Source organism: Pseudomonas sp. GM78 (genome assembly GCF_000282475.1).
Taxonomy (GTDB): Bacteria; Pseudomonadota; Gammaproteobacteria; order Pseudomonadales; family Pseudomonadaceae; genus Aquipseudomonas.
Genome location: NZ_AKJF01000032.1, coordinates 1 through 26,848 on the forward strand (window position 1 = coordinate 1; position 26,848 = coordinate 26,848).

The 26,848-nt window shown below is 60.4% G+C and carries 26 protein-coding genes; 9 read left to right on the forward strand and 17 right to left on the reverse strand.

Going from position 1 to position 26,848, the window contains the following annotated elements; translation table 11 throughout:
• The 10 genes from PMI35_RS34535 to PMI35_RS27990 form a co-directional block, all read right to left on the reverse strand.
• Positions 1 to 1,238: flagellin N-terminal helical domain-containing protein (locus PMI35_RS34535; protein ID WP_008055485.1), on the reverse strand; the 1,238-nt coding region annotated here is incomplete at its 3' end.
• Positions 1,239 to 1,479: 241 nt separating this feature from the next.
• On the reverse strand, positions 1,480 to 2,406 hold the full coding sequence (locus PMI35_RS28030; protein ID WP_008055486.1) for a ketoacyl-ACP synthase III: 927 nt from the start codon (positions 2,404 to 2,406) through the stop codon (positions 1,480 to 1,482).
• Between the two features lie 350 nt (positions 2,407 to 2,756).
• On the reverse strand, positions 2,757 to 4,346 hold the full coding sequence (locus PMI35_RS28025; protein WP_008055487.1) for a flagellar hook-associated protein 3: 1,590 nt from the start codon (positions 4,344 to 4,346) through the stop codon (positions 2,757 to 2,759).
• Between the two features lie 14 nt (positions 4,347 to 4,360).
• Positions 4,361 to 6,385: a flagellar hook-associated protein FlgK gene (flgK, locus tag PMI35_RS28020; protein WP_008055488.1), complete on the reverse strand. Its 2,025-nt coding sequence runs from the start codon at positions 6,383 to 6,385 to the stop codon at positions 4,361 to 4,363.
• A gap of 17 nt (positions 6,386 to 6,402) precedes the next feature.
• Positions 6,403 to 7,686 carry a flagellar assembly peptidoglycan hydrolase FlgJ gene (gene flgJ, locus PMI35_RS28015; RefSeq protein WP_008055489.1) on the reverse strand — a complete coding sequence of 428 codons (1,284 nt, stop codon included), beginning with the start codon at positions 7,684 to 7,686 and terminating at the stop codon, positions 6,403 to 6,405.
• Between the two features lie 11 nt (positions 7,687 to 7,697).
• Positions 7,698 to 8,771, reverse strand: coding sequence for a flagellar basal body P-ring protein FlgI (locus tag PMI35_RS28010; protein ID WP_008055490.1), 1,074 nt, complete (start codon positions 8,769 to 8,771; stop codon positions 7,698 to 7,700).
• Between the two features lie 42 nt (positions 8,772 to 8,813).
• On the reverse strand, positions 8,814 to 9,518 hold the full coding sequence (gene flgH / locus PMI35_RS28005) for a flagellar basal body L-ring protein FlgH (RefSeq protein ID WP_008055491.1): 705 nt from the start codon (positions 9,516 to 9,518) through the stop codon (positions 8,814 to 8,816).
• Positions 9,519 to 9,570: 52 nt separating this feature from the next.
• Positions 9,571 to 10,356 (reverse strand): flagellar basal-body rod protein FlgG, encoded by a 786-nt coding sequence (gene flgG, locus PMI35_RS28000; RefSeq protein ID WP_008055493.1) that lies wholly within the window; start codon positions 10,354 to 10,356, stop codon positions 9,571 to 9,573.
• 45 nt (positions 10,357 to 10,401) lie between these two features.
• Positions 10,402 to 11,142, reverse strand: coding sequence for a flagellar basal body rod protein FlgF (locus PMI35_RS27995; RefSeq protein WP_008055495.1), 741 nt, complete (start codon positions 11,140 to 11,142; stop codon positions 10,402 to 10,404).
• A gap of 265 nt (positions 11,143 to 11,407) precedes the next feature.
• Complete coding sequence (locus tag PMI35_RS27990) at positions 11,408 to 12,967, reverse strand: sigma-54-dependent phenylalanine hydroxylase transcriptional regulator PhhR (protein ID WP_008055498.1); 1,560 nt, start codon at positions 12,965 to 12,967, stop codon at positions 11,408 to 11,410.
• 370 nt (positions 12,968 to 13,337) lie between these two features.
• Here PMI35_RS27990 and phhA point away from each other — a divergent pair, with 370 nt between their 5' ends.
• The 6 genes from phhA to PMI35_RS27965 all read left to right on the forward strand — a co-directional run bounded on the left by phhA (position 13,338) and on the right by PMI35_RS27965 (position 17,750).
• On the forward strand, positions 13,338 to 14,129 hold the full coding sequence (gene phhA / locus PMI35_RS27985; protein ID WP_008055500.1) for a phenylalanine 4-monooxygenase: 792 nt from the start codon (positions 13,338 to 13,340) through the stop codon (positions 14,127 to 14,129).
• Between the two features lie 104 nt (positions 14,130 to 14,233).
• Positions 14,234 to 14,590, forward strand: coding sequence for a 4a-hydroxytetrahydrobiopterin dehydratase (locus tag PMI35_RS27980; RefSeq protein WP_008055502.1), 357 nt, complete (start codon positions 14,234 to 14,236; stop codon positions 14,588 to 14,590).
• Positions 14,590 to 15,783 (forward strand): amino acid aminotransferase, encoded by a 1,194-nt coding sequence (locus PMI35_RS27975; RefSeq protein ID WP_008055504.1) that lies wholly within the window; start codon positions 14,590 to 14,592, stop codon positions 15,781 to 15,783. The genes PMI35_RS27980 and PMI35_RS27975 overlap by 1 nt, the downstream gene beginning before the upstream one ends.
• 275 nt (positions 15,784 to 16,058) lie before the next feature.
• A complete protein-coding gene (locus PMI35_RS35615) occupies positions 16,059 to 16,190 on the forward strand; it encodes a hypothetical protein (protein ID WP_007984112.1) in 132 nt (43 codons plus the stop codon).
• 72 nt (positions 16,191 to 16,262) lie between these two features.
• Positions 16,263 to 16,445 carry a hypothetical protein gene (locus tag PMI35_RS27970; RefSeq protein ID WP_020796929.1) on the forward strand — a complete coding sequence of 61 codons (183 nt, stop codon included), beginning with the start codon at positions 16,263 to 16,265 and terminating at the stop codon, positions 16,443 to 16,445.
• Positions 16,446 to 16,550: 105 nt separating this feature from the next.
• On the forward strand, positions 16,551 to 17,750 hold the full coding sequence (locus PMI35_RS27965) for an MFS transporter (protein WP_008055508.1): 1,200 nt from the start codon (positions 16,551 to 16,553) through the stop codon (positions 17,748 to 17,750).
• Here the strand turns inward: PMI35_RS27965 and arfB are convergent.
• From arfB to PMI35_RS27930, 7 genes are all read right to left on the reverse strand, one after another.
• Positions 17,747 to 18,160 (reverse strand): alternative ribosome rescue aminoacyl-tRNA hydrolase ArfB, encoded by a 414-nt coding sequence (arfB, locus tag PMI35_RS27960; RefSeq protein ID WP_008055510.1) that lies wholly within the window; start codon positions 18,158 to 18,160, stop codon positions 17,747 to 17,749. The genes PMI35_RS27965 and arfB overlap by 4 nt on opposite strands.
• Positions 18,161 to 18,268: 108 nt before the next feature.
• The gene (locus PMI35_RS27955) at positions 18,269 to 19,681 is read right to left on the reverse strand and encodes an amino acid permease (RefSeq protein WP_008055512.1); all 1,413 of its coding nucleotides are present in this window, start codon (positions 19,679 to 19,681) and stop codon (positions 18,269 to 18,271) included.
• An 854-nt stretch (positions 19,682 to 20,535) separates the two neighbouring features.
• Positions 20,536 to 21,747: a 23S rRNA pseudouridine(2605) synthase RluB gene (gene rluB, locus PMI35_RS27950; protein WP_008055514.1), complete on the reverse strand. Its 1,212-nt coding sequence runs from the start codon at positions 21,745 to 21,747 to the stop codon at positions 20,536 to 20,538.
• 288 nt (positions 21,748 to 22,035) lie between these two features.
• Positions 22,036 to 22,995, reverse strand: a complete 960-nt coding sequence (scpB, locus tag PMI35_RS27945; RefSeq protein WP_008055516.1) for an SMC-Scp complex subunit ScpB — start codon at positions 22,993 to 22,995, stop codon at positions 22,036 to 22,038.
• Positions 22,996 to 23,006: 11 nt separating this feature from the next.
• A complete protein-coding gene (locus PMI35_RS27940) occupies positions 23,007 to 23,705 on the reverse strand; it encodes a segregation and condensation protein A (protein WP_172901685.1) in 699 nt (232 codons plus the stop codon).
• A 120-nt stretch (positions 23,706 to 23,825) separates the two neighbouring features.
• Positions 23,826 to 24,455, reverse strand: a complete 630-nt coding sequence (locus PMI35_RS27935; RefSeq protein WP_032831338.1) for an L-threonylcarbamoyladenylate synthase — start codon at positions 24,453 to 24,455, stop codon at positions 23,826 to 23,828.
• A gap of 13 nt (positions 24,456 to 24,468) precedes the next feature.
• Entirely contained in the window at positions 24,469 to 25,332 is an 864-nt protein-coding gene (locus PMI35_RS27930) for a PHP domain-containing protein (RefSeq protein ID WP_008055520.1), read from the reverse strand.
• A gap of 87 nt (positions 25,333 to 25,419) precedes the next feature.
• On the opposite strand from PMI35_RS27930, the gene PMI35_RS27925 reads away from it, so the two are divergent.
• From PMI35_RS27925 to PMI35_RS27915, 3 genes are all read left to right on the forward strand, one after another.
• Entirely contained in the window at positions 25,420 to 26,016 is a 597-nt protein-coding gene (locus PMI35_RS27925) for a septation protein A (RefSeq protein ID WP_008055521.1), read from the forward strand.
• Between the two features lies 1 nt (position 26,017).
• Positions 26,018 to 26,317 carry a YciI family protein gene (locus tag PMI35_RS27920; protein WP_008055523.1) on the forward strand — a complete coding sequence of 100 codons (300 nt, stop codon included), beginning with the start codon at positions 26,018 to 26,020 and terminating at the stop codon, positions 26,315 to 26,317.
• A 110-nt stretch (positions 26,318 to 26,427) separates the two neighbouring features.
• Positions 26,428 to 26,841, forward strand: a complete 414-nt coding sequence (locus PMI35_RS27915) for a hypothetical protein (RefSeq protein WP_008055525.1) — start codon at positions 26,428 to 26,430, stop codon at positions 26,839 to 26,841.
• The last annotated feature ends 7 nt before the right edge of the window (positions 26,842 to 26,848 follow it).

A 26,848-nucleotide genomic window follows, 5' to 3' on the forward strand; every position in this document is an offset into this window, starting at 1 on the left:
GCAGCAGCCGCGGCAGCCGCGGTGAGACCCAAGCCGCCGATTGTGGCGGCGGTACCGTCAAGTGTGAAACCTGCGGAAGAGCTCAGCTTCAGCTGACCAGATGCACTATCAACGGACGCTGTTACACCTGTAGAACTCGAATTGCCATTGACCAGATCAATAACTTTGGACAGCGTTTCAGACCCGTCCAAAACGATGGTTGCACCACCAACAATCAAGTTACCAGCGTTTGCGGCGCCGAGCACGCCATCCCGCATATTGGATGTGCCGAGCTTGTCCAACTGCGCGCCACCGTCAACAGCCAGACCAAATTTCGTGGCCACGGCAGCAGTAGTAGCAGTACCATCAACTGTGAAAGCCTGAGTCCCCGAAAGCTTAAGCCCGCCGGTTGCGCTGTCGATGCTAGCGGTAATGCCCGTGTTCGCAGTTTGAGCATTGATTTTAACAAGAATGCTGGACGCATCTTTAAGAGCTTGGGTCGCACCAGTACCGTTAAGCGAGTCACCAGCGGCCAATGTGATGGTGGTCTTTGTGCCACCCACATTCAGAACCAGGTCACCACCAGTACCACCAACTGTTGGTGGTGGGAATACACCAGCACCGGCCACGCCAACTGCGGTCGCAGAAGGTGTGCCTACAGCGTTGGTACCGAACTTGCCGTCCGCACCAGTAACACCAGCTGCCAAGGTGACAACACCACCATCAACGCTTGCCTCGTTGTAGTTGCCCTTCATTGCAGTGGAGCTGACGTCTTTCATGCCAAACGAAATGCTTTCGTTGGAGTTGGCGCCGATCTGGAAGGCGTTGTTGTCGAAAGTGCCGTCCAGCAGGTTACGACCACCGAAGGTGGTGGTTTTGGCGATACGGGTCAGTTCGCCCGACAGCGCGGTGAATTCCTGCTGCATGGAGGTACGGTCGTCATCGCTGTTCGAGCCGTTGGCCGATTGCAGGGCCAGTTCACGCATACGCTGCATGATGTTACCGGAGGTCGCCATGGCGCCTTCAGCGGTTTGCGCGATGGAGATACCGTCGTTGGCGTTCTTTACCGCAACACCCAGGCCTTTGATCTGAGTGGTCAGACGGTTGGAGATCTGCAGGCCGGCGGCGTCGTCTTTAGCGCTGTTGATTTTCAGGCCGGAAGACAGGCGTCCCATCGTGGTGCCCAGAGCGTCGGAAGCCTTGTTCAGGTTTTTCTGAACCGATAGAGAGGTGATGTTGGTATTAACGGTTAACGACATGACGAATTCCTCGTGGGTTGGGTGCTGCGGCTTCCGGCCCTGGCAACCGCCGGGTGTGGCCTAGAGAACCTTCGTAATAGTTATCGTCGTGAAAGCAGGTTGCTTGAGGGCTTTTTTGATTTTTTTTACTAGCACCGTGCCACCCCTTGCATTTCAAGGCGTTAAATGCCCGCCCCAGAATGAAAAAACGCCCATGACCTCGCGGCCATGGGCGTTTTTTTGGCGTTACTAAACTGACGCGTCAGGTGCGGTGGATCAGCGCCGAACCCCAGGACAGGCCCACCCCGAAACCACTGATTGCTACACGCTTCCAGCTGGAGTCGAACATGTGCTTTTCCAGCAACAGCGGGATGCTCGAAGACACGGTGTTGCCGGTCTCGACCATGTCCTTGATGAACTTCTCCGGCTCGCTCTCAAAGCGGCGTGCCACGGCATCGACGATGGCCGCACTGCCCTGGTGAATGCAGAAGGCATCGATGTCCTGGGACGTGAGGCCTGACTGATTGAGCAATTCGTGCAAATGCGCCGGCACCTTGAGCAGGGCGAAGTTGAACACCTGGCGTCCGTTCATGAAGAACACACCGTCGGTTACCTTCAGATGCGGAGCACCGGAGCCATCGGTGCCGAACTTGGCCTTGCCCAGCTGCCAGATGGCGTCTTCGCCCATCCAGGTGGCGGTGGCGGCGTCGCCGAACAGCATGGTGGTGTTGCGGTCTTCCGGGTCGACGATCTTCGAATACGGGTCTGCGGTGATCAGCAGGCCATTCTTCAGCCCGGCAGCTTCCATGAAGCCCTTGATGGCATAGATACCGTAGACGTAACCGGAGCAACCCAGGGAGATGTCGAAAGCGGCGACGTTGGTCGACAGGCCCAGTTTGTCCTGGACGATCGCCGAAGTGTGCGGCAGGCCTTCTTCGTCGCCGTTCTGGGTGACGACGATCAGCACGTCGATGGATTGACGGTCGAGCTGAGGGTTGTTGGCGAACAACGCATTGGCCGCTTCGACACACAGGTCGGAGGTTTCCTGTTCTGCGTCCTTGCGCGGCAGGAACGCCGAACCGATTTTCCCGAGGATGAATTCTTCATCCTTCTCGAACTTTGCGCCCTGAGCATAGTTATCCAGCCCACTCGCTGGCACGTAGCTGGCAATGCTTTTTATGCCAATCATTGTGGCTTCCCAATACTAAATAGCTGGAGATCACCGCTCGCATGACCGAGAGGTACGACAATACTGGATTTCACCGAGCGAAAAAATACGGCACAGACGCTCCAGAAACCCTGAAAACACGCCCGACAAGGGTCAAACCCCTGCCCATCCTTTTTGACACAATACAGTGAAGATGCGCTATCTGACTCACAGGTCACGCATTATGCGTGCCTTGCGCAAAACATCCAGCCACAAACAAGCGCTCAACCGCCCAATGGATGAGGAAAAAACCGGCAATGATTGAGCAAAAAGCGCGATAACGAACCAACGAGACATTGCCGGCATCGTTGATGCCGGCAATCGAGAAGGGATCAGAGCTTGTTGAACAAGCTCAGCTGGGCAATTTTCACAAAGGCCAGTTGCGAGGCCTGCAGCAGCGATTGCTGGAACGCCAGGTCGATAGAAGCCGTTGCGACATCAGTATCACCAATAGCCGACTGGGTACTGGTGTTAGCCAGGCCCATGCTGACGTTTTCGGCGCTCTGGATATCAATGGCGTTCAAACGCGCACCTATCGTGCCGCGAACGATATCGACCTGCTCACTGGCATTGGAAAGGTTACTGATCGCCGCATTCACCGAGTCTTTCAGCTTGATCTGTGCCAGAACATTGCCATCAGCGGGGGTTTCCAACGCCTGGCGTAGCTGGCTCAACGTGTCCAGGGCACTTTGCGTCTGGTGGCTGCTGGCCCCCACCACGAACTGATCGTTCGCTTGCGGCGCTCCGGTAAAATCAAGCTTCACGCCCGCGAACGTGATCGAGCCACCCGCCATCGCCCCCCCACCGATTGCCTTGCTGTCTGCGCCCATTGGCTGGGCATAGACCTGATAATTGCTGGCATCGGTGAACTTGATGACCACACCGCTGTTGGGAAACCCGTTGACGTAGTCTGCCTGGTTAGCGACGCCGGACCCGGTGATCTGGGCCGTCGAACCGTTGCTCGGTGTCCGTGATGTATTGAAGCTGTCAGGCTTGGTGCCCAGCGAAAAGATGTGATCCTTGACCTCTTGATCAGGGGTCATTGGCAGCGTGGTCGCAGGATCCACAGGCGCCTTGAGGCGCAAGGAGATGTCGAACTCCACCCCCCGCAGGCTGATGGTCGCGCCACCCTCTTTGCTCGAGTCGAACGTGCCATTTCCAGACACCTCGCTCGTAATATCGTTACCGTCCTTGTCCGCGATGGTGTAATGAGTGCTGTCTACAAACTTCAGCTCGTAGGGCTCTCCCGCGGAAAACTTCTGGGTGTAGGCCGCATTCGATTGCACCAAGCCAGCAGACACGGAAACGGTACCGTCATTGGGCTTCGATGGATCGAGGACGGCCTGGGTGCGCCCCGAGTTCTTCGCCGTTTCAAGGACGCTTTTACCGGTATCGTTGGTGGCCACGGACAAGGTGTCCGACACCTGCAGGCTCAACTGCGTGTCGTCACCCTGATAGGAGTAGGTGCCGTCGTTGTTGCGCACATAGGGTGGTGTAGACGTTTTCGAGCCGGCAAACATGTAGTTGCCCGACGAGTCCTTGCTGTTGAGCAATCCCAGGACTTGCTGCTCAATCTCGCCTATCTCACTGGCGATGGATTTTCGATCAGCATCATTGATACCACCATTACCCGCCTGAAGCGCCAACTCACGAGCACGCTGCAAGGCCGTGTTGACGCTGTCCAGCACGCTTTCCTGGTTGGTCAGCGAACTCTTGATACTGCCCATGTTGGTGCTGTACTGCCCCAGCAAGTCTTTCTGCTGTTGCAACATCAGCAACTTTGCAGCGCCCACAGGATCATCACCGGCACTCTGGATCCGCACGCCCGACGTGATCTGCTCCTGAGTCTTCACAATCGAGGAGAAGTTGTTCTGGTACTTGGCCGCACTGGTCTCAAAGTACTGGGCTGTAGAAATTCGCATCGTCGAAGATTCCCTTAAAGACTGTTGATCAGCGTGCTGAACGTTTCTTGCGCGGCCTTGATAATCTGCGACGACGCGGTGTAGTACTGCTGGAACTTGACCAGGTCGGCGGCTTCGTCGTCCAGGTTGACCTGGGACACCGACGCGACTTCGGATTTGGCCCGGGACAGGATCGCGCCACTGGCCGTACTGTCACCCAGGGCCTGGCTGGCCTTGGCGCCCACCTGTTCGACCAGGCGGCTGTAGGCGGTGGTCATGCTCATCCCGGCGTTGCCGCCCGTCACACCCACCGTTGCCTTGGTTTGCAGGGCCAACAGCTGGTTGGCGTTGCTGTTGTCTTTCTTGCCGTCCGCGTTGAACGCGACTTCGTACTTGTCATTCTTCGACGGCGAGCCACTGACCGTGGTGTTGAACGAAAACGATTTGCCGGGGATCGGAGCACCCGAGGCATCGAGCATCGGCACATTGATGGTCAGGTCATTGCTTTGGCCAGGCACGATGGTGCCCGTGCCGATGCTCTGCCCTTTCGCGTTGAACACTTCATAGCCTTGACTGCCACCGGCCGCCTCCTTGAAGGCCAGGGTCACCGGCATCGAGTCCTTGATGCCTGCCTGCAGCGCGGCCAGATCGGCACCACCATAGATATCCAACGGAGTAGACAGCACCGGAGGGGTCAGTGCGCCGGTGCCGCCATTGCTCGTGCTGCCGTTGGCAACCAGCGGGCCGGCAAACGCGAGCTTGTTCGAGTCGGTCATCTGGGTCTTGATGGAACTCGCGGCGTTGCGGGTCGGCGTCACCTGGAACGTATCACCCGCGCTGAGACCGCCGCCGTTCACATCCAGCTTGAAACCATCGATTTCCGCCGCCGGGGACAGGTCGAAGGAGCCCATGTCCTTGCCGTCGGAGCGCTTGACCGTGTACTTATCGGCAGCAGTGAAGGTGACCGAATAATCGAAGGTGGTCAGCGCACTGGAATTGGTGATCGTGACATCCAGGTTGCCCGAACCGGTACTGTTGTTCGACGACCCCAGGCTGCGCTGGCTGATCGCGGCGGCGCTGTTGATGTTGGAGAACAACGAAGCACCAAACTCGCCATTGGCGTCGAGCCCTTGGCCCAACTGGCTGTTGATCTTGTCAGCCATCACCAGGGCGGTGCGGCCCAGGTCGTTCTGCGCCGGCACCAGCACGTCTTCGCGATAACGCAGCAGGCCGCCAATCTTGCCGCCGCTGATGACCGAGGTGACGTCACTGGTTTTAGACGGCGAGTTGAGCTGAATATTCAGCTGGCTTTTGTCGATGCCGGTGCGGGCGGTCGAGAGGGTGTTGGATGTATTGCCCAACACCAGGGGTTGGCCGTTCCCCAGGGAGACGTTGTAACTGCCGTTCTGCTCCTGGACCGTGACACCCACCAATTCGTTGAGCGAGCGGACCGCTTCGTTCCGGGCATCGAGCAAGTTGCTCGGGCCACTGCCGGAAGAACTGCTGGTCTGGGCAATCTGCTGGTTCAACGAAGCAATCGACGCCGTCAGCTGGTTGACCTGCCCGGTCATTGTCGTCAACTGACTGTTGATCCCTTCGTTCTGTTGCGCCATTTGCGACGCCAGGGCGTTGAAGCGGTTACTCAGGGTTTGCGCATTGGTCAGCAGCAGTTGCCGGGCGGCGGTGTCGCTCGGTGTACCGGCGGCCGTCTGGACCGAAGAGAAGAAGCTGCTCAACACCGCACTGATCCCCGTGGTCTTGTCGGAGAAGAGCTTGTCGAGCGGGCTCACCTGATCGAGGTAGGCGTTGGCGTCACTGCTCAGCGATGTGGAGGTCTGCAACTGGTTATCGAGGTAGGCGTTATAGACCCGACGCACATCGGCCAGGGTGGTACCGCTACCGATGAACACGCCGCCATACATGTTCGACGCATTGCTCACCTGAGTGGTCTGCTGACGTGAGTAGCCGGCCGTGTTGGCATTGGCAATGTTGTTGCCGACGGTCGCCAGTGAAACCTGGCTGGCATTGAGCCCCGACATTCCGATGTTGAGCAAACTCATGGTTCAGACCCTTATGTCTATAAAGGCGTTGTGGAAACGCCCGCCGCAGCGTAGTTCTGATAACTCGTCATCTGCCTGGCTATCTGCGAAATCTTGCTGGCGTAAGCCGGGTCGGTTGCGTAACCGGCCTTTTGCAGCTCGCGCACAAACTGTTCCGGGTTATCGGCCGACTTCACCACATCTTGATAGCGATTATTGGTTTGCAGCAGCGTGACAAGGTCATGGAAGCTGTCCTTGTAGGAATCGTAGGAACGGAACTCGGCCGTCTCCTTGACCATCTCGCCATTCCTGAATTCGCTGGTGATTGCCCGTGCCGAATCACCCTTCCAACTGTTGCCGGCCTTGATGCCGAACAGGTTGTGGCTGCTGCTGCCGTCCTGGGCGCGCATGACCGATTTGCCCCAACCGGTTTCCAGGGCGGCCTGGGCCACCAGGTAACGCGGATCGACACCGATGCGATCGGCTGCTTCCTTGGCCATCGGCAGCATGGTATTGACGAATTCGTCGGCGGAGCTGAAGGCTTTTTTCGCCGGCGCCAACGGGATTTGCGCGATGGCGCGCCCGTGAATCTGCAGGGACCCGCTTTCCGCTGCCTGGGCATTCGCCAGCCAGTCGCCGTTGTACAAAGGTCCGGAACCGCTGCTCGCGACGCGCTCGGGCAGTGGCGCCTTGTTGACGACCCCAGCGCTGGTTGGCGTGGCGGAAGGCACCAGGCCCGCGAGCAAGCGATCGGCCAGTTTCGGCGGCAAGGCCAGGCGCCGCTGATTGATCAACGCCATGTCATTGCGATGCGCACCCTCGCCGGTCGGTGCACTGACCGAACGCGAAGCCCACAATGGACGCTCGCCATTGACCCGCGACAGCGGCCCGTTGAGCGCCGTCGTGCCGGCGGCCACCGGGGTTTGCGCAGCGGCTTTGGCGGCCTCCTGCTTAGCGGCGGACAGCGTTGCCGCTTCACCCGGCGCCAGCGGTTTGTTCTTCGACATCTGCCGCATCAGCACGTCCGCCAGGCCGATACCGCCGCCCTCACGGGACATGGAAACCGCCAGTTGCTGGTCGTACATTTCCTGGTACTGCTTGGCCTCCGCGGTGTTCATCGGATTGTCCTTGCCCAGGGACTCGGTGGCCGAGCGCATAGACTTGAGCATCTCGCCGAGGAACAGCGACTCGAACTCCTGCGCCACCTTGCGCATGTTGGCGTCGCTGTTCTTGTCGCCGACCTTGAGCTGGTTCAGCCGGTTCAGGTCGGAAAACGCACCGGAATCGCTGCTGCTGACCCGACCGCTCTTGTTCATGTCCATGGTCGCCGTCCTTAGATCACGATCAGGTCGGCTTGCAAGGCGCCAGCCTGTTTCAGCGCTTCAAGAATCGCCATCAGGTCGCCCGGTGCCGCGCCGACCTGGTTCACCGCACGCACGATTTCGTCGAGGGTGGTGCCCGGGCCGAACTTGAACATCGGCTTGGCTTCCTGCTCGGCGTTGACCCGCGAACGCGGCACGACCGCCGTCTGGCCATTGGACAGAGGGCCAGGCTGGCTGACGATAGGGTCTTCGGTAATGGTCACGGTCAGGCTGCCGTGGGTGACGGCGGCCGGCGAAACCTTGACGTTCTGGCCGATCACGATGGTGCCGGTGCGCGAGTTGATGATGACCTTGGCCACCGCCTGCCCCGGATCGATCTCGAGGTTTTCCAGGATCGACAGGTAGTCGACACGCTGGCTCGGATCCAGCGGCGCCGTGACGCGCACCGATCCGCCGTCAATGGCCTGGGCCACGCCTGGGCCAAGCATGTCGTTGATCTTGTCGACGATGCGCTTGGCCGTGGTGAAGTCGGAACGGTTGAGGTTCAGGGTCAGGCTGTTGCCCTGGTTGAAACCGCTCGGCACGGCGCGCTCGACCGAGGCACCGCCGGGGATGCGCCCGGCCGACGGCACGTTGACCGTGATCTTGGAGCCGTCGCGCCCCTCGGCATCGAAACCGCCGACCACCAGGTTGCCCTGGGCCACGGCATAGACGTTGCCGTCGATACCCTTGAGCGGCGTCAGCAGCAAGGTGCCGCCGCGCAGGCTCTTGGAGTTACCGATGGACGAAACGGTGATGTCGACCTGCTGCCCCGGCTTGGCGAACGCCGGCAAGTCGGCACTGATCGAGACCGCCGCGACGTTCTTCAACTGCACGTTGCCCGAACCCGGCGGCACCTTGATGCCGAACTGCGAGAGCATGTTGTTGAAGGTCTGCAGGGTGAACGGCGTTTGCGTCGTCTGGTCGCCGGTGCCGTTAAGCCCGACCACCAGGCCGTAGCCGATCAATTGGTTGGAGCGCACGCCGGAAATGCTGGCGATGTCCTTCAGGCGCTCGGCTTGAGCGTTGAAGGCTGCCGACATCATCAAGGCAGCAACGATGAGACTTCTGAGATTCAACGTGACCACCTAGAAAGGGAACAGCGGGCTGAGGAAGAAACGGTCGAACCAGCCTGGCTGACTCGCATCGGCAAAGGAACCGGTGCCCGAGTAGGTGATGCGCGCATCGGCGACGCGGGTCGACGACACCGTGTTGTCAGTGGATATATCGTCAGCCCGGACCAGACCGGCAATCCGTACCAGTTCGTCGCCGGTGTTGAGGGTCAGCCACTTCTCGCCGCGCACGGCGATGATGCCGTTGGGCAGGACGTCCGCCACCGTAACGGTGATCGAACCGGTCAGGCTGTTGCCCTGCCCGGCCTTGCTGTCGCCCTTGGTCGCGCGGTCGCCTTCGTAGCTGGCGTCCAGACTCAGGTCACCACTGCCAAACGGATTGTTGGTGCTCGGCGTGGAACCGAACAGCGAGCTCAGGCCGATACTGGCCTTGCTGTTCTTGCCAATTTGCGAGTTGGCGTTCTTGCTGGCCTGGGTCTTCTCGTTCAGGGTGATGGTGATGATGTCACCGACCCGGAACGCCTTGCGGTCGGTGTACAGGTTTTGCTCGAAACCGGCCTGGTAGATCGAGCCGTTGTTGGCCGCAGCCGGCAACGGTGTGCGCGGCAACACCGGGGCGTAGTAAGGGTCATTGGGCTTGGGCGTCACAGGCACGCAACCTGCGAGCGCAGCGAGCGCAGCAATCCCACTCAATGCCAGAACAGAGACGACGCGTTTCATGACCCTACCTCACGGTGTTGCAGGCGACCTCGTGGTCGCCTCATAGACTTGATTACAGATTCTGCGTTACGAACGAGAGCATCTGGTCGGCGGTGGAGATCACCTTGGAGTTCATCTCGTAGGCGCGCTGAGTGGTGATCATGTTGACCATCTCTTCAACGGTGCTGACGTTGGAGGTTTCCAGGGTGTTCTGCAGCGTGGTACCGAAACCGGCCAGGCCCGGGGTGCCTACTTGCGGCGCGCCACTGGCGGCGGTTTCCAGGAACAGGTTGTTGCCCACGGCCTGCAAGCCGGCCGGGTTGATGAAGTCGGCGGTCTGCAGGTTGCCGATCACCTGGGAGGCCGGGTTGCCGGCGACGGTGATAGACACGGTGCCGTCCTTGCCCACGGTGAAGGTCTGGGCGTCGTTCGGAATGACGATCGCCGGTTCCAGTGCGAAGCCGCTGGCGTTGACGATCTGGCCATTGGAATCCAGGTGGAAGGTACCGTCACGGGTGTAGGACGTGGTGCCGTCCGGCTGCAGGATCTGGAAGAAGCCGCGACCGTCGATGGCCATGTCCAGGGGTTGCTCGGTGGTTTGCAGGCTGCCGGCGTTGAAGTTTTTCTGGGTGCCGACAATCCGCACACCGGTACCCAGTTGCAGGCCCGACGGCAGTTCGCTGTCCTGGGTCGACTGGGCGCCAGGCTGACGCTTGATCTGGTACAGCAGGTCCTGGAACTCGGCGCGGTCACGCTTGAAGCCCGTGGTCGACACGTTGGCCAGGTTGTTGGAAATGGTGGTCAGGTTGGTGTCCTGGGCGGACAGACCGGTTTTGGCAACCCATAGAGCCGGAAGCATTCGATTCTCCTCGTGCGCCTGTTTTACGGCGCGACGTTCTGGTAATTAGCTGATCTGCAAGACCCGAGCCATGGCCTGGTCGTCTTCTTTGGCGGTATTCATCATCTTGATGTGCAGTTCGAACTGCTTCGACAGGGCCAGCACCTGCGTCATCTCGTCCACCGCATTGACGTTGCTCGACTCGAGGAAACCGGACACCAGCTTGACGCCAGCATCGGCTTGCGCCGGTTGCCCGTCCTTGGTGTGTATCGAACCGTCCAGGCCCTTGGTCATGTTCTTGATGTCCGGGTTGACCAGCTTGATGCGGTCCACTTCGGCCATGACGCGCGGGCCTTCGCCCATGGCGCGAATGCTGATGGTGCCGTCCTCGCCGACTTCTATCTGCTGCTCGGGCGGCACGGCAATCGGTCCGCCATTGCCGATCACCGGCATGCCGTTGCCAGCCCGCAGCACGCCCAGGGCGTCCACCACCAGGCTGCCGGTGCGCACGTAGCTTTCACCGCCATCGGGGTTCTGCACCGCCAGCCAGCCGTTGCCTTGCACGGCCACGTCGAGGTCGCGGCCGGTTTCTACCAGCGAACCCGGGGAGAAGTCGGTGGCCGGGCGTTCGGACAGGGCAAACGCACGCGCCGGAAAGCTGTCGCCGAACACCGGCATCGAGCGCGCCTGCTCCAGGTCTTTCTGGAAACCGTTGGTAGAGATGTTCGCCAGGTTGTTGGCATGAGCCTTTTGCGCCAGTGCGTTCTGGCTGGCACCGGTCATTGCCACATAAAGGTACTTGTCCACACGCTTTCCTCTGCCTGCCGGACGTTTGCCGCCCGATGCTGTACTGACGTGGCATAAGCAATTTGCAGACCAAGTTGTTTTTGGCGGCGCGAGGCCCGGCAAATACAGGACTTGAAGGGATTTACCGGGGAATGGAGGATTGTGTCAGAGACGAAAAACCGGCGGTGTCATGCCGCTTCGCGGCAATAGATCAAAAGATCGCAGCCTGCGGCAGCTCCTACTGGGATCGGTGTAGGAGCTGCCGCAGGCTGCGATCTTTTGATCTTCAGGTGTTGTCCTTGCCCACCTCATAATCACGCAACTTGTTGGCAATGGTGGTATGCGAAACCCCCAGCCTCTTACCCAGTTGCCGACTGCTCGGATGCTCGGAGTACAGCCGCTCCAGCACCGCTTTCTCGAAGCGCCCGACAATTTCGTCCAGCCCACCCTCCAGCGAAAAATCGCCAAGTGGCTGACGCACGCCATAATCCGGCAGGCGAATGTGCTCGGCCTTGACCGTCCCGCCATCGCACAGGGAAACCGCCTGGAACAGCACGTTTTCCAACTGCCGTACGTTGCCCGGCCAGTGGTAATGGCTGAGCCGGTCCATGGCCGCGGGTGCCAGCTTGGGCAGCGGGCAACCGATCTGCCGGCTGGCCTGATCGAGAAAGTGCTCCACCAGCGGCGTCAAGCCGTCGAGGCATTCGCGCAGTGGCGGAATGTGCAACGACAGCACGTTCAAACGGTGATACAGGTCCTGGCGAAACTCCCCGCGGGCACAGAGTTCGGACAGGTCGACCTGGGTCGCGCAGATCACCCGCACATCGAGGTAAACCTCCTCATCGCTGCCGACGCGACGGAAGCAGCCATCCTGCAGGAAGCGCAGCAGTTTCACCTGCAGCCGCGGACTCATTTCCCCGACACCATCGAGAAACAGCGTACCGCCCGCCGTCAACTCCAACAGCCCGAGTTTACCCTCGGCCCGGGCCCCCTCGAAGGCACCCGGGCCATAGCCGAACAACTCGGTCTCGGCCATGGATTCCGGCAGGCCGGCGCAGTTGAGCGCCATCAGTGGCGATTGCCCGCGCGGGCTGGCCAGATGGCAGGCGCGCGCCAGCAACTCTTTGCCGGTACCGGTTTCGCCTTCTATCAATAGCGGTGCATCGAGCGGCGCCATGCGCCGGGCTTCGCGCACCACCGCTGCCATCACCTTCGAGCTTTGGAAGATGCTGTCGAAGCCGCGCAACTCCTGCTTGCGTACGTTATAGATGCGCTCGCCCACCCGATCGGCGCGATGCAGGGTCAACACCGCCCCGGCCATGGCTTCGCTGTCGTCATGTTCCGATTGCAGGGGCGCGATGTCGGCCAGGAACACATCGCCCTTGACCTTGACCCGCAGCCCGTTGATCCGCGATTTGTTGGCGCGCACCAGTTCCGGCAAGTCGAAATCCTCGGCATAACGCGACAAGGGAATCCCCGGCACTTCATCCACCCGCACGCCCAGCAACTGCGCCGCCGCGCGATTGGCCGCGACGATCGAACCCCCCATGTCGATCGACAGCACCGGAAACTCCAGTGCGCCGAGCAACGCATTGAGCTCCATGTGCCGCCGTTCGCTGGGCATCAGCCCTACGCGCTTGACGCCGAACACCCCGGCAATCGCCTCGAACTTCGGACGCAGCGCCTGGAACTGAATATTGATGAGGTTCGGGCAGTGCAGGTAGATGGCATTGCCATGTTCGCCACCCACTTCGCCGCGAGCGACGTTGATGCCGTACTCGACCAGCAGGTTGAGAATGTCGCGCAGGATGCCGATGCGGTTCTGGCAGTGGACTTTGATACGCATATAAAAGACCTGATAAACGATGATTGACCTGTGGGAGCCAGCCTGCTGGCGATGGCGTCGCATCAGGCCCTGGGGATGCCGAATGACACACCGCTATCGCCAGCAGGCTGGCTCCCACAGGGTTAGCGCCCGACTTTTCTGATTAGGTGCTCAGTTAGTCGTCAAGATTATGTGACAGCTGAAGGGCTTTTCCCACCCGCCAATCTCAACATCTGCGCGATGACGCCCAATACGTAACGAAAACTTTACGATTTTACCGCATTTTTCCCGCGCAGGCCGCCCTTGACCGGCTGCAACGATGCAATTGTTGGGGTATTCCTAGGTCCATAGCAGTACATAACAAGAACGAATCCCCTAGCAGGAGAGCAGCATGAAGCAGACGCAATACGTGGCTCGTGAGCCCGATGCGCAAGGTTTTATCGACTACACCGCCGAAGAACACGCGGTGTGGAACACGCTGATCACTCGCCAACTGAAAGTGATCGAAGGGCGTGCGTGCCAGGAATATCTGGACGGCATCGAAAAACTCGGTCTGCCCCACGACCGCATCCCTCAACTGGGCGAGATCAACAAGGTCCTCGGTGAAACCACCGGCTGGCAAGTCGCTCGCGTTCCGGCACTGATTCCCTTCCAGACCTTTTTTGAATTGCTCGCCAGCAAGCAGTTTCCAGTGGCTACCTTCATTCGTACCCGCGAAGAACTGGATTACCTGCAAGAGCCGGACATTTTCCACGAGATATTCGGCCACTGCCCATTGCTGACCAACCCCTGGTTCGCTGAATTCACCCACACCTACGGCAAGCTTGGCCTGCAGGCTTCCAAGGAAGAACGCGTGTACCTGGCGCGCCTGTACTGGATGACCATCGAATTCGGCCTGGTCGACACCCCGCAAGGTCAGCGCATCTACGGTGGCGGTATCCTGTCTTCACCAAAAGAAACCGTGTATTGCCTGTCGGATGAGCCTGAGCACCAGGCATTCGATCCGCTGGAGTGCATGCGCACGCCTTACCGCATCGACATCCTGCAACCGCTGTATTTCGTGCTGCCGAACCTCAAGCGCCTGTTCGACCTGGCCCACGAAGACATCATGGGCATGGTCAAGCAAGCGATGCAGATGGGTCTGCACGCGCCGAAATTTCCGCCAAAACCAAAAGCCGCGTGAACCGCTGCTTTTAGAATCAAGTGAGCCTGTCCGGAACCGACGCTTTGCTTTAGCGTGGTGACATTGACGGCCGAATTCCAATAATACGATTTCAGGAACCCATCATGACTGCATTAACCCAAGCCCACTGCGAAGCCTGCCGCGCCGATGCCCCACAAGTCAGCGACGAAGAACTGCCGATCCTGATCAAGCAGATCCCCGACTGGAACATCGAAGTTCGCGACGGCATCATGCAGCTGGAAAAGGTTTTCCTGTTCAAGAACTTCAAGCACGCCCTGGCGTTCACCAACGCCGTCGGTGAAATCTCCGAGGCCGAAGGCCATCACCCAGGCCTTTTGACCGAGTGGGGCAAAGTCACCGTGACCTGGTGGAGCCACTCCATCAAGGGCCTGCACCGCAACGACTTCATCATGGCCGCGCGCACTGATGAAGTGGCCAAGGACGCCGAGGGCCGCAAATAATGCATTTCGACGCCATCGGCCGGGTGCCCGGCGACCCGATCCTCGGCCTGATGGAGGCCTATGCGCAGGACCCCAACCCGCGCAAATTCGACCTCGGCGTGGGTGTCTATAAAGACGCCCAGGGCCTGACCTCGATTCCCCAGGCGGTGAAACTCGCCGAGGCGCGACTGGTGGATCGCCAGACCACCAAGACCTACATCGGCGGGCATGGCGACCCGGCCTTCGGCAAGGTCATCAACGAGTTGGTGCTCGGCGCCGACTCGAAGCTGATCAGCGCACAACGCGCCGGCGCCACCCAGACCCCGGGCGGCACCGGGGCGTTGCGCTTGAGCGCAGACTTCATCGCCCAGTGCCTGCCGGGCCGTGGCGTCTGGCTGAGCAATCCGACCTGGCCGATCCACGAAACCATTTTCGCCGCGGCCAAGGTGAAGGTTAATCATTACCCCTACGTGGGCAGCGATAACCGCCTGGACGTCGATGCGATGCTCGCCGTGCTCAACGAAGCCCCCAGGGGCGACGTGGTGCTGCTGCACGCCTGCTGCCACAACCCGACCGGCTTCGACCTGTCTCATGACGACTGGCGCCGGGTGCTGGAGGTGGTGCGTCGGCGCGAGTTGCTGCCGCTGATCGATTTCGCCTACCAGGGCTTCGGCGACGGCCTGGAGCAGGACGCATGGTCGACTCGACTGTTTGCCGCCGAGTTGCCGGAAGTCTTGATCACCAGCTCCTGCTCGAAGAACTTCGGCCTGTACCGCGACCGCACCGGCGCGCTGATTGTCTGCGCGAAATCGGCAGACAAGTTGACCGACATCCGCAGCCAACTGGCCAACATCGCCCGCAACCTGTGGTCGACGCCACCGGATCACGGCGCTGCCGTAGTGGCGACCATCCTCGGCGACCCGGAACTGAAAAACCTCTGGGCCGACGAAGTGGAAACCATGCGCTTGCGCATTGCGCAGCTGCGCAGCGGTTTGCTCGAAGCGCTCGAGGCTTACGGTTTGCGTGAGCGCTTTGCGCACATTGGCGTGCAGCGCGGGATGTTTTCCTACACCGGGTTGTCGCCGGAGCAGGTCAAGCAGCTGCGCGATCATCACAGTGTGTACATGGTTAGCTCGGGGCGGGCGAACGTTGCCGGGATAGATGCAACGCGTCTTGATCTGTTGGCCGAGGCGATTGCCAAGGTCTGCAAATAACCTCGAGAACGCTGTAGACCCCTTGTGGGAGTGAGCCTGCTCGCGATAGCGGAGTGTCATTCAATGATGATGTTGACTGATAGACCGCTATCGCGAGCAGGCTCACTCCCACATTTGTTTTGTGTTTAACCTCCAGATTTGTATAGACAACCCCATTCGTCGAAACAAATGGATATAAAAGTCTGTTTGTCATTTCTCGTGCTGTATCCTGCCCAGGCTTTTTTGAAAGCGCGGATCTACCAGATCTATCAACAGACTTAGCGAGGAGCGCGACCATGCACGAGATTCCTAATCTCCCCTTCCCAAGCCTGCACGTACCTGAGCAGACGACCACGCAGCAAGCCGGCGCCCAACAGCCCGAGCCGAAAGAAGCCACTGGCAGCCGCCAGGCTGACAGCGAAGACTGATACAACCGCCGTACAGACTGTGTGGAAAGCGCTAACATGCGCTTTCCACACCGCCTGAACTGTGAGCCCTCCATGACCGACGAATTTTCCGAAGCCCAAGCCAGCGTCCTGATCGGCACCGCCGAGAAAATGATCGAGATCTGGAATCGTCTCTCTCCCGAAAAACAAGCCGCCCTGCTCGCCCGCTTTGGCAGCGAAGAAAATGCCTTGGCCGCCCTGGTCACCACGCAACTGGTAGCGCCTGCCAAGCCCTGACCGACCCCGTCCGGCAAATAGTTTTACTTTTTCCACGACCGGCAGCCACTCGCGCCGCTATCATAAGCAGCCTAACTAATCCTGCTTTCCCGTGGACCTTTACCCATGTCTGAAAACCAGCGCCCCCTGGCGGTCACGCTGCAAGTTGTTTCCATCGTCCTGTTCACCTTTATCGGCTACCTCAATATCGGCATTCCGCTGGCGGTACTGCCGGGCTATGTCCATAGCGACCTGGGCTTTGGCGCCGTGATCGCCGGGCTGGTGATCAGCGTGCAGTACCTGGCCACCCTGCTCAGCCGCCCCTACGCCGGAAAAATCATCGACAACAAGGGCAGCAAACTGGCGGTCATGTATGGCCTGGCCGGCTGTGGCTTGAGCGGCGTGTTCATGTTGCTGTCGGCCTGGACCCAAAGCCTGCCGATGCTCAGCCTGATCAGCCTGCTGATCGGTCGCCTGGTGCTCGGCAGCGCCGAAAGCCTGGTGGGTTCCGGTTCGATTGGCTGGGGCATCGGCCGGGTTGGCGCGGCGAACACCGCCAAGGTCATCTCCTGGAACGGCATCGCCAGTTACGGCGCATTGGCCGTCGGCGCCCCCTTGGGCGTGCTGCTGGTAAAACAGCTGGGCTTGTGGAGCATGGGCGTGAGCATTGTGCTGCTGGCAGTGCTTGGCCTGCTGCTGGCCTGGCCGAAAACCGCCGCGCCCATTGTTGCCGGTGAACGCTTGCCGTTCATGCACGTGCTCGGTCGGGTGCTGCCCCACGGTTGCGGCCTCGCGTTGGGCTCAATCGGCTTTGGCACCATCGCCACCTTCATCACCCTGTATTACGCCACCCAACACTGGGACAACGCCGTGCTGTGCCTGAGCCTGTTCGGTGCGAGCTTCATCGGTGCACGCCTGTTGTTCGGCAACCTGATCAATCGCCTCGGCGGCTTTCGCGTGGCGATTGCCTGCCTGTCGGTGGAAACCCTCGGCCTGTTACTGCTGTGGCTGGCGCCCGACGCGCATTGGGCGTTGGCGGGCGCTGCCTTGAGCGGTTTCGGTTTCTCCCTGGTGTTTCCAGCGCTGGGTGTCGAAGCGGTCAACCTGGTACCCGCCTCCAGTCGCGGCGCGGCGGTCGGGGCCTACTCGCTGTTCATCGACTTGTCGCTGGGGATCACCGGGCCAGTCGCCGGCGCGGTGGCGGCAGGATTCGGCTTTGCGTCGATCTTCCTGTTTGCCGCCCTTGCTGCGCTTTGCAGTTTGATGCTCTGTCTCTACCTGTATCGGCAAGCGCCGAAGCATCGCAAGACGCGCGACGCTCGCTAGAAATCCACCTTGCCGCGCCCGGCCTTGATGTTGCCGCGCTTGCTCTTGGACTCGAGCCGCCGCGTCTTCGAACCGAGGGTCGGCTTGGTTGGCCGGCGTTTCTTCTCGACCTTGGTGGCGCTCTGGATCAACTCGACCAAACGCTCCAGCGCGTCGGCGCGGTTCTGCTCCTGGGTCCGGTATTGTTGGGCCTTGATGATCAACACGCCTTCGCTGGTGATGCGACTGTCACGCAGCGCCAGCAAGCGCTCCTTGTAGAACTCGGGCAAGGACGAGGCCGGAATGTCGAAGCGCAGGTGCACGGCGCTGGAAACCTTGTTGACGTTCTGCCCACCGGCCCCCTGGGCGCGAATGGCGGTCAACTCGATTTCGGCATCTGGTAGATGCACGTTGTTGGAAATCACCAGCATGGAAAAGCACCCGTATTCAGAGAGTGCAGGATACCGCTAATGATGAATGTCGCCCCCCCTGCAACAAAAAACCCGGCACATGGCCGGGTTTGTTGTTTCTGTGCAGCGTTACTCCACAGCTGGCTGCAACGCGCGCTGCGCACTGCGCTTGTTCTTGATGCCGTAGCAGACCCACATGAACACCAGCCACACCGGAATCGCGTACACCGATGTCTGGATCCCCGGGATCAACAACATCACACCGAGGATGAACAACACGAACGCCAGGCAGATGTAGTTGCCGTACGGATACCAAAAGGCCTTGAACAGCGGCGTCTGCTTGGTCTTGTTCATGTGCTGGCGGAACTTGAAGTGCGAGTAGCTGATCATCGCCCAGTTGATCACCAGCGTGGCCACTACCAGCGACATCAGCAACTCAAGCGCGCTGTGCGGGATCAGGTAGTTCAGCAGTACCGCGATCAGGGTCACGGCAGCCGAGGCCAGGATCGAACGCACTGGCACGCCGCGCTTGTCGATCTTCGCCAGGCCCTTCGGCGCATCGCCCTGCTCGGCCATGCCCAGCAGCATGCGGCTGTTGCAGTAGGTGCCGCTGTTGTACACCGACAACGCCGCGGTCAGGACCACGAAGTTGAGGATATGCGCGGCGGTGTTGCTGCCCAGCATCGAGAACACTTGCACGAACGGGCTGCCGCTGTAGGAATCACCAGAGGCGTTCAGGGTGGTCAGCAGGCTGTCCCACGGGGTCAACGACAGCAGGATCACCAATGCACCGATGTAGAAAATCAGGATCCGGTAGATCACCTGGTTGATCGCTTTCGGGATCACGGTTTTCGGCTTGTCGGCTTCGGCTGCGGTGAAACCGAGCATTTCCAGGCCGCCGAAGGAAAACATGATGAACGCCATGGCCATCACCAGGCCGCTGACCCCATTGGGGAAGAAGCCGCCGTGGGACCACAGGTTACTCACCGCCGCCTGCGGGCCGCCGTTACCGCTCACAAGCAGGTAGCTGCCCAAGGCAATCATGCCGACGATCGCCACGACCTTGATGATCGCGAACCAGAACTCGGCCTCGCCAAACACTTTAACGTTGGCCAGGTTGATAGCGTTGATCAGCACGAAGAAAGCCGCTGCGGATGCCCAGGTCGGGATGTCCGGCGCCCAGTAGTGGATGTATTTGCCGACCGCCGTCAGCTCCGACATGCCGACCAGGATGTACAGGATCCAGCAGTTCCAGCCCGACAGGAAGCCGGCAAAACCGCCCCAGTACTTGTGCGCGAAGTGGCTGAAGGAGCCGGCCACCGGATCTTCGACGATCATTTCGCCCAGCTGGCGCATGATCATGAAGGCGATGAAGCCGCAAATGGCGTAGCCGAGGATCATCGACGGCCCGGCGGATTTCAGTACCCCGGCCGAGCCGAGGAACAAACCGGTACCGATCGCGCCACCAAGGGCAATCAGTTGAATGTGGCGATTTTTCAGGCCGCGTTTCAGCTCGCCTGAATGCGAGTTTTGTCCACTCATGAAAAGGGTCTCACGCAAGGTTTGATGATGTTCAGTTGACGTTGCTACTCAGAAGGACGTTAAGCAGCGTCGATCAAACCCCAGCGCAGGCACCAGGAGTTCAGCGTATTTACAACGGTCATGCGTCACCTGTTTGTTTTTATCTGTGACGAAATCGAACCCGACACGCTTGTGGCGCGGCGGAGTGAACAAGGCGGATAGCCTTGAGGTTTGCGCAGATGCGCAGGAGGTCACAGGTAAAACGCGGCGCATTGTACACCTGTAACCCCCTGCTGCCAGACCCCGCTGGATCAGCGTGTCGGTAACCGGGATTGCATGTGGCCACCCCGAAGCGATCGGGCGGCGGCAAAAAGGTGGTCAGACCTTTGCAGGTCTCGGACGGGGACGGCGGAAGAACCGGCCCGCGATGGGAGCTGGAAACGGATTGCGGCGGTCATTGCGCCTCCTTTTTGTTATGCACCTGCACGACAGGCATGGGGCGCATGACACCTTGCATGGGGGGGGGAAACAAGCGGGATAGAGGGGCGGGAGGAGGACGGAAGACAATGCAGCGTAAGATTTTTCTTACGGGATCAAGGGCGCGGCGATTTCATGGGGTTTATCTGTGGATTTCGTCAGGAATTCTTTACAGCATGTAATTTTGGCTTTCCACTTTGGGCATCTCGGTACCGCGACTGGCGCCATCGCCAGCAGGCTGGCTCCCACATGGGATCGCTTTTCAACTAAACAACCCGATCTCCTGTGGGAGCCAGCCTGCTGGCGATGGCGCCCTCAAAAACACAATAGAACTAAAACCAGGCGAAAAAAAACGCCAACCCGAAGGTTGGCGTTTTCACTTGCAGCTTACCGCTGCTTCACTCCGGCTTACGACGACCAAACCCCGGACGCTGGCCGGAACCTGCCGGCGCGCCACGGCGCTTGCCCGACGGCTTGTCACCGTCGACCAGGCTGATGCCAGGACGCTTCGACGCCGGCTTGGCCGGACGCTTGCTGTCGACCGGACGATCGGCTACTGGCGTACCACGACCTTCACCGCGCTCGGTACGGCCATTGGCCGGACGTGGCGTGCGTGGACCGCGTTCGCCGTCCTGACGGGCGGCTGGCTTGCGTGCCGGACGCTCGCCTTCGATCTGCGGCTCGCGGTTGGCACGGGGTGCGGCAGGCGCAGCAGTGGCGGGACGCAGGGTACGTACGCGCTCGGTCTTGGCCATTGGACGCGACGATTTACGCTGCATCCGATCGAGCTTGTCTTTGCTCTTGGCGTTCATCTGCGGCATTGCCACCGGCGTCAGGCCGACTTCGGCACTGAGGATGTCGACTTCGTACTGGCTCATTTCGCGCCAGCGACCCATCGGCAGGTCCGAATTGAGGAACACCGGACCGAAACGCACGCGCTTCAGGCGGCTGACCACCAGGCCCTGGGACTCCCACAGGCGACGTACTTCGCGGTTGCGACCTTCCATCACCACGCAGTGGTACCAGTGGTTGAAACCTTCGCCGCCCGGCGCCTGCTTGATGTCGGTGAACTTGGCCGGGCCGTCTTCGAGGACCACGCCGGCTTTCAGGCGCTCGATCATCTCGTCGTCGACTTCGCCACGCACACGTACCGCGTACTCACGGTCCATTTCGTAGGAAGGGTGCATCAAGCGGTTGGCCAGCTCACCGTCGGTGGTGAACATCAGCAGGCCAGTGGTGTTGATGTCCAGGCGACCGATGTTGATCCAGCGACCTTCTTTCGGGCGCGGCATCTTGTCGAACACGGTCGGACGGCCTTCCGGGTCGACGCGGGTGCAGATTTCGCCATCGGGCTTGTTGTACATGATCACGCGGCGCACCGACTCGGCGGCCTCTTCACGCTTGATCACCTTGCCATCGATGGTGATGGCGTCGTGCATGTCGACGCGCTGGCCAAGGGTGGCGTCTTTGCCATTGACCTTGATCCGGCCGTGGCTGATCCAGGCTTCCACGTCACGGCGCGAGCCGACGCCGATACGGGCGAGGACTTTCTGCAGTTTTTCGCCTGCTGGGCCGATTTCCTGGTCGTCTTTCTGGTCTTTGATACTCATCTGGGCACCTCCCGGTGTGTTCTGGAAACTGGGTACTTTGGCGAAGGGATCGCCGAAGGGTCGCGAATCATACGCGCATGCGGGCGTTTGCGCATCAGAGAGTAGCTGATCAAGGCAAGGTTACTGGTTTTTCCGCCGACCGGTGATCTCGATGGTTTGTCACACAACCCTGTGGGAGCGGGCTTGCCCGCGATTGCGGTGGATCAGCTGGCAATGATGTCGACTGACACGCCCTCATCGCGGGCAAGCCCGCTCCCACAGGTTTTTTGGTCGGTACAGGGCTTGTTGTCAGTCTCCGAATTCGCGGCGTTCGGCTTCGATGGCTTCGGCAAGCGCCAGGGCCTCGGCTTCTTCGTCCGTCAACTCGGGCGCGGGCTTGGGTGGTTCAAGCGCTGCAACTGCAGCCAAGAGTTTTTCACGGGCCTCGGCAACGCCGAGGATGTCGTCTTCCTGCTCGGGTTCAGGTTCCACCTGCAGCTCCACCTGTTCCGGCTCGATGTCGGGCTGCTGCGGATCAATCCCCGGTACCTCCCCGTCACGCAACAAATCATCGAAATCCGTCTTGATCCCCTCCTCCATGCTGTCCAGCTCCAGCAATAGCGTATGGAAACTGGTCTCTTCCTTGGGCTCTTCCGGCTCGGCGCTGGCGTCGGCCAGTTCCTGCAACCCGGCGGGCACTGGCGCGTCGTCGAAGTCGAGCACCGGATCCGGTTCCAGTTCGCGCACTTCGGCCAGCGGCGGCAGGTCATCGAGGTTCTTCAGGTTGAAGTGATCGAGAAACGCCTTGGTGGTGGCGAACATCGCCGGTTTGCCCGGCACGTCGCGATAACCGACGATGCGGATCCACTCGCGCTCCATCAGGGTCTTGACGATCTGGCTGTTGACCGCCACGCCCCGCACGTCTTCGATCTCGCCCCGGGTGATCGGTTGGCGATAGGCGATCAAGGCAATGGTTTCGAGCATGGCGCGCGAGTAACGCTGCGGCCGCTCTTCCCATAGACGCCCGACCCACGGCGAAAATTTTTCACGGATTTGCAGGCGATAGCCGGAAGCCACCTCCTTCAACTCGTACGCGCGGCCATCGCAGGACTTGCCCAGGATAGTCAGGGCTTTCTTGAAGACCGCCGGTTCCGGGCGCTCGGCCTCTTCAAAAAGCTCGAACAGACGCTCCAGGGATTGCGGTTTTCCGGAGGCCAACAGAAAGGCTTCGAGCAATGGCGCCAGCTCGCGGGGTTCACTCAGGTTCATGATTGGACTCGTTATTCGGCTCGTGCTCGGACGTGGATCGCGGCGAACGGCTCATTCTGCACCAGCTCGACCAAGGATTCCTTGACCAGTTCGAGGATCGCCATGAAGGTCACGACAACCCCCAGACGCCCTTCCTCGGCGGTGAACAGCTCGACAAAGGGCACGAAACCGCCGCCCTTGAGCCGTTCGAGCACGTCGCTCATGCGTTCGCGGGTGGACAGCGCCTCACGGCTGACCTGGTGGCTTTCAAACATGTCGCCGCGGCGCAACACCTCGGCCATGGACAGCAACAGCTCCGACAAACGCACGTCCGGCAACAGTTTGCGCGCCCGCGCCTCCGGGGCATCGAGCTTGGGCACCACCACGTCGCGACCGACCCGGCTGAGGCCGTCGATGCCTTCGGCGGCGGCCTTGAAGCGCTCGTACTCCTGCAAGCGGCGGATCAGTTCGGCGCGCGGGTCTTCTTCCTCGTCCTCGACGGTTTCGGCCCGCGGCAGCAACATCCGCGACTTGATCTCGGCCAGCATAGCGGCCATCACCAGGTACTCGGCGGCCAATTCCAGGCGCACCGACTGCATCAACTCGACATAACCCATGTACTGCCGGGTGATTTCCGCCACCGGGATGTCGAGGATGTTGATGTTCTGTTTGCGGATCAGGTACAGCAGCAGGTCGAGCGGGCCTTCGAAGGCTTCGAGAAAGACTTCCAGCGCATCCGGCGGGATATACAAGTCCAGCGGCATTTCCATGACCGCCTGGCCATAGACCATGGCGAAAGGCAGCTCTTGCTGGGCGCCGGCCTGACCGTCGACGGGTTCTACCGCGGACATCTAGGCCTCGACCATGAACGGTGCAGGGTCGCCGCAACCGACACGGATCACTTCCGGCTCGCCATCGGCGAGGTTGATCACGGTGGACGCCTTGATCCCGCCAAAACCGCCATCGATGATCAGGTCCACCTGATGCTCGAGCAGCTGGCGCATTTCGTAAGGGTCGGTCATCGGGTCATCGTCGCCCGGCATGATCAGCGTCACGCTCATCAGCGGCTCGCCTAGCTCTTCCAGCAGCGCCAGGGCAATCGGATGGCTCGGTACCCGCAGGCCGATGGTGCGTTTCTTCGGATGCAGCAATAGGCGCGGTACTTCGCGGGTGGCATTGAGGATGAAGGTGTAGGGCCCTGGAAGATGAGCCTTGAGCAGGCGGAAGGTGCCCGTATCGATCTTCGCGAACAGACCCAGTTGTGACAGATCGCTGCATATCAGCGCAAAGTTGTGTTTTTCGTCGAGCTGGCGCAGACGGCGAACGCGTTCCACGGCGACCTTGTCGCCGATCTGGCAACCGATTGCGTAGGAGGAGTCCGTGGGATAAATCACCACCCCGCCCTTGCGGATGATCTCGACAGCCTGCTTGATCAGGCGCGCCTGCGGGTTTTCCGGATGAATCTGGAAAAATTGACTCACATTCTCTACCTGTTCAGACGGCGGCAATAATTGGGTCATGTTTGAATCGACACCACAGTGGTGGCAGATCCTCGGGGAGCGGGCGGTATTCACCGATCTCGGACCAGCCTCCAGGGCCATGAAAATCACTGCCGGCGCTGACCAGCAGACCGAACTCGCGGGCCAAAATCGCGAGACTGCCCACTTGCTCGGCAGGCTGATGGCCATTGACCACCTCAATCGCGTGGCCCCCTGCTTGAATATAGTCGGCAATCAGGCGGCGACGCTTGCTGCGAGTGAATTCGTAATGGCAAGGATGCGCCAGGCTGACCCAGGCCTTGGCCGCGCGCAGGGTTTCGACGGTGTCTTCCAGGGTCGGCCAGTGCTGCTTGACGTCCCCCAGCTTGCCGGCGCCCAGCCATTTGCGGAACGCTTCGGCGCGATCCTTGACGAAACCTTCGCGCACCATCCAGTCGGCGAAGTGCGGGCGGGCCGGTGCGTTGCCGCTGTCACCCAGGGTCTGCTGGATTTCCCGGGCGCCTTCGAGCGCACCCGGCATGCCCTTGAGCGCCAGTTTGCGGCTGATTTCCTCGGAACGTAGCCAGCGACCATCGCGCAATTTTGCAATCGCCTCGACCAACGGCGCGGCATTGACGTCGAAACCGTAGCCCAGCACGTGAATGGTCGCGCCACCCCAGGTGCAGGACAACTCGACGCCGTTGACCAGTTGCATCCCCAGCGCATTCGCGGCGTGGCGGGCCTCGTCGAGGCCTTCAAGGGTGTCGTGATCGGTCAAGGCCAGGACCTGCACGCCTTTCTCGAACGCACGCGCGACCAGGACAGCAGGCGCCAGGGCGCCATCGGAGGCCGTGCTATGGCAGTGCAGATCAACATTCACAGGGCTTTGTAACCTCAAATCAGCTGGCGCTATCGCGCGCCCATATGTTTGTTATTATGCCGCCACATCCTGCTTCTGGCTGCCACTGTGAAACAATTCATCGATTTCATCCCGCTCCTGCTGTTTTTCATCGTCTTCAAAATCGATCCACGGGTCGTCGACATTGCCGGCCACGAGGTCACTGTAGGCGGTATCTACAGCGCCACCGCGATGCTGATCATCAGCTCCCTGGTGGTCTACGGCACGCTGTTCATCAAACAGCGCAAGCTGGAGAAGAGCCAGTGGCTGACCCTCATCGCCTGCCTGGTCTTCGGCAGCCTGACCCTGGCCTTCCACAGCGAGACCTTCCTGAAATGGAAAGCCCCGGTGGTCAACTGGCTGTTCGCCCTGGCCTTCATCGGCAGCCACTTCATCGGTGACCAACTGCTGATCAAGCGCATCATGGGCCACGCACTGAGCCTGCCGGAGCCGGTCTGGACGCGCCTGAACATCGCCTGGATCGCGTTTTTCCTGTTTTGCGGCGCTGCCAACCTGTTCGTCGCGTTCACCTTCCAGAGCTACTGGGTCGACTTCAAGGTCTTCGGCAGCCTGGGCATGACTTTGCTGTTCCTGGTCGGCCAGGGCATCTACCTGTCCCGCCACCTGCACGACGCCGATACCACAACGCCGAAAACCGAGGACTGACATGCTTTACGCAATCATTGCCACAGACGTCGCCAACTCCCTGGAAGCCCGCCTGGCCGCACGGCCTACACACCTGGAGCGCCTGCAAGCGCTCAAGGGCGAAGGTCGCATCGTATTGGCCGGCCCGCATCCGGCGGTCGACAGCAATGATCCGGGGGCAGCGGGTTTCACCGGCAGCCTGATCGTCGCCGAATTCGACTCCCTGAGCGCCGCACAGGCCTGGGCCGACGCTGATCCGTACATCGCCGCAGGCGTCTACGCCAACGTTCTGGTCAAGCCTTTCAAGCAAGTCCTCCCGTAACGCCCCTTCACGCGGTGAACCTTATCGGTTCATCGCGTTCTCAATCGCTCATTATTCTCGTTTGCCTGCCGACAAACTCCCCAATATCCGTATTGGAATCAGGAGTCGCGATGCGCAAGGGTCCGTTGTGTCTGATGTTGGTCACGTTGTCGATCGTGGCGCCCGCCCACGGTGAAGAAGCCGCCGAGGGCGCGAACTCCACGCCGCTGTCCTTGAGCGCCGGCAGCCAGATCAACGAACTGCAGCAACGCTTGAAGGAAAGCGAGCGGCAACGAGAAGAACTGAGCAAACAATTGAACGCTGCCGATGGCGAACGCGAGAGCGCCCAGCTGGTTCGCTTGCGCCAGGAGAATCAGCGACTCAAGCTGCAACTTCGGGAAGCGCAGGCCGGCAGTTCGATCCCGCGCTGGTTGACCGACCAGCAACAGTGGTTCGTCGTTGGCGCCGGGGTGGCGCTATTGGCCCTGCTCTGCGGTATCTTCGCCAGTGGGGCGAGTCGAAAACGTCGACAATGGCTAAATTGAGTGATCC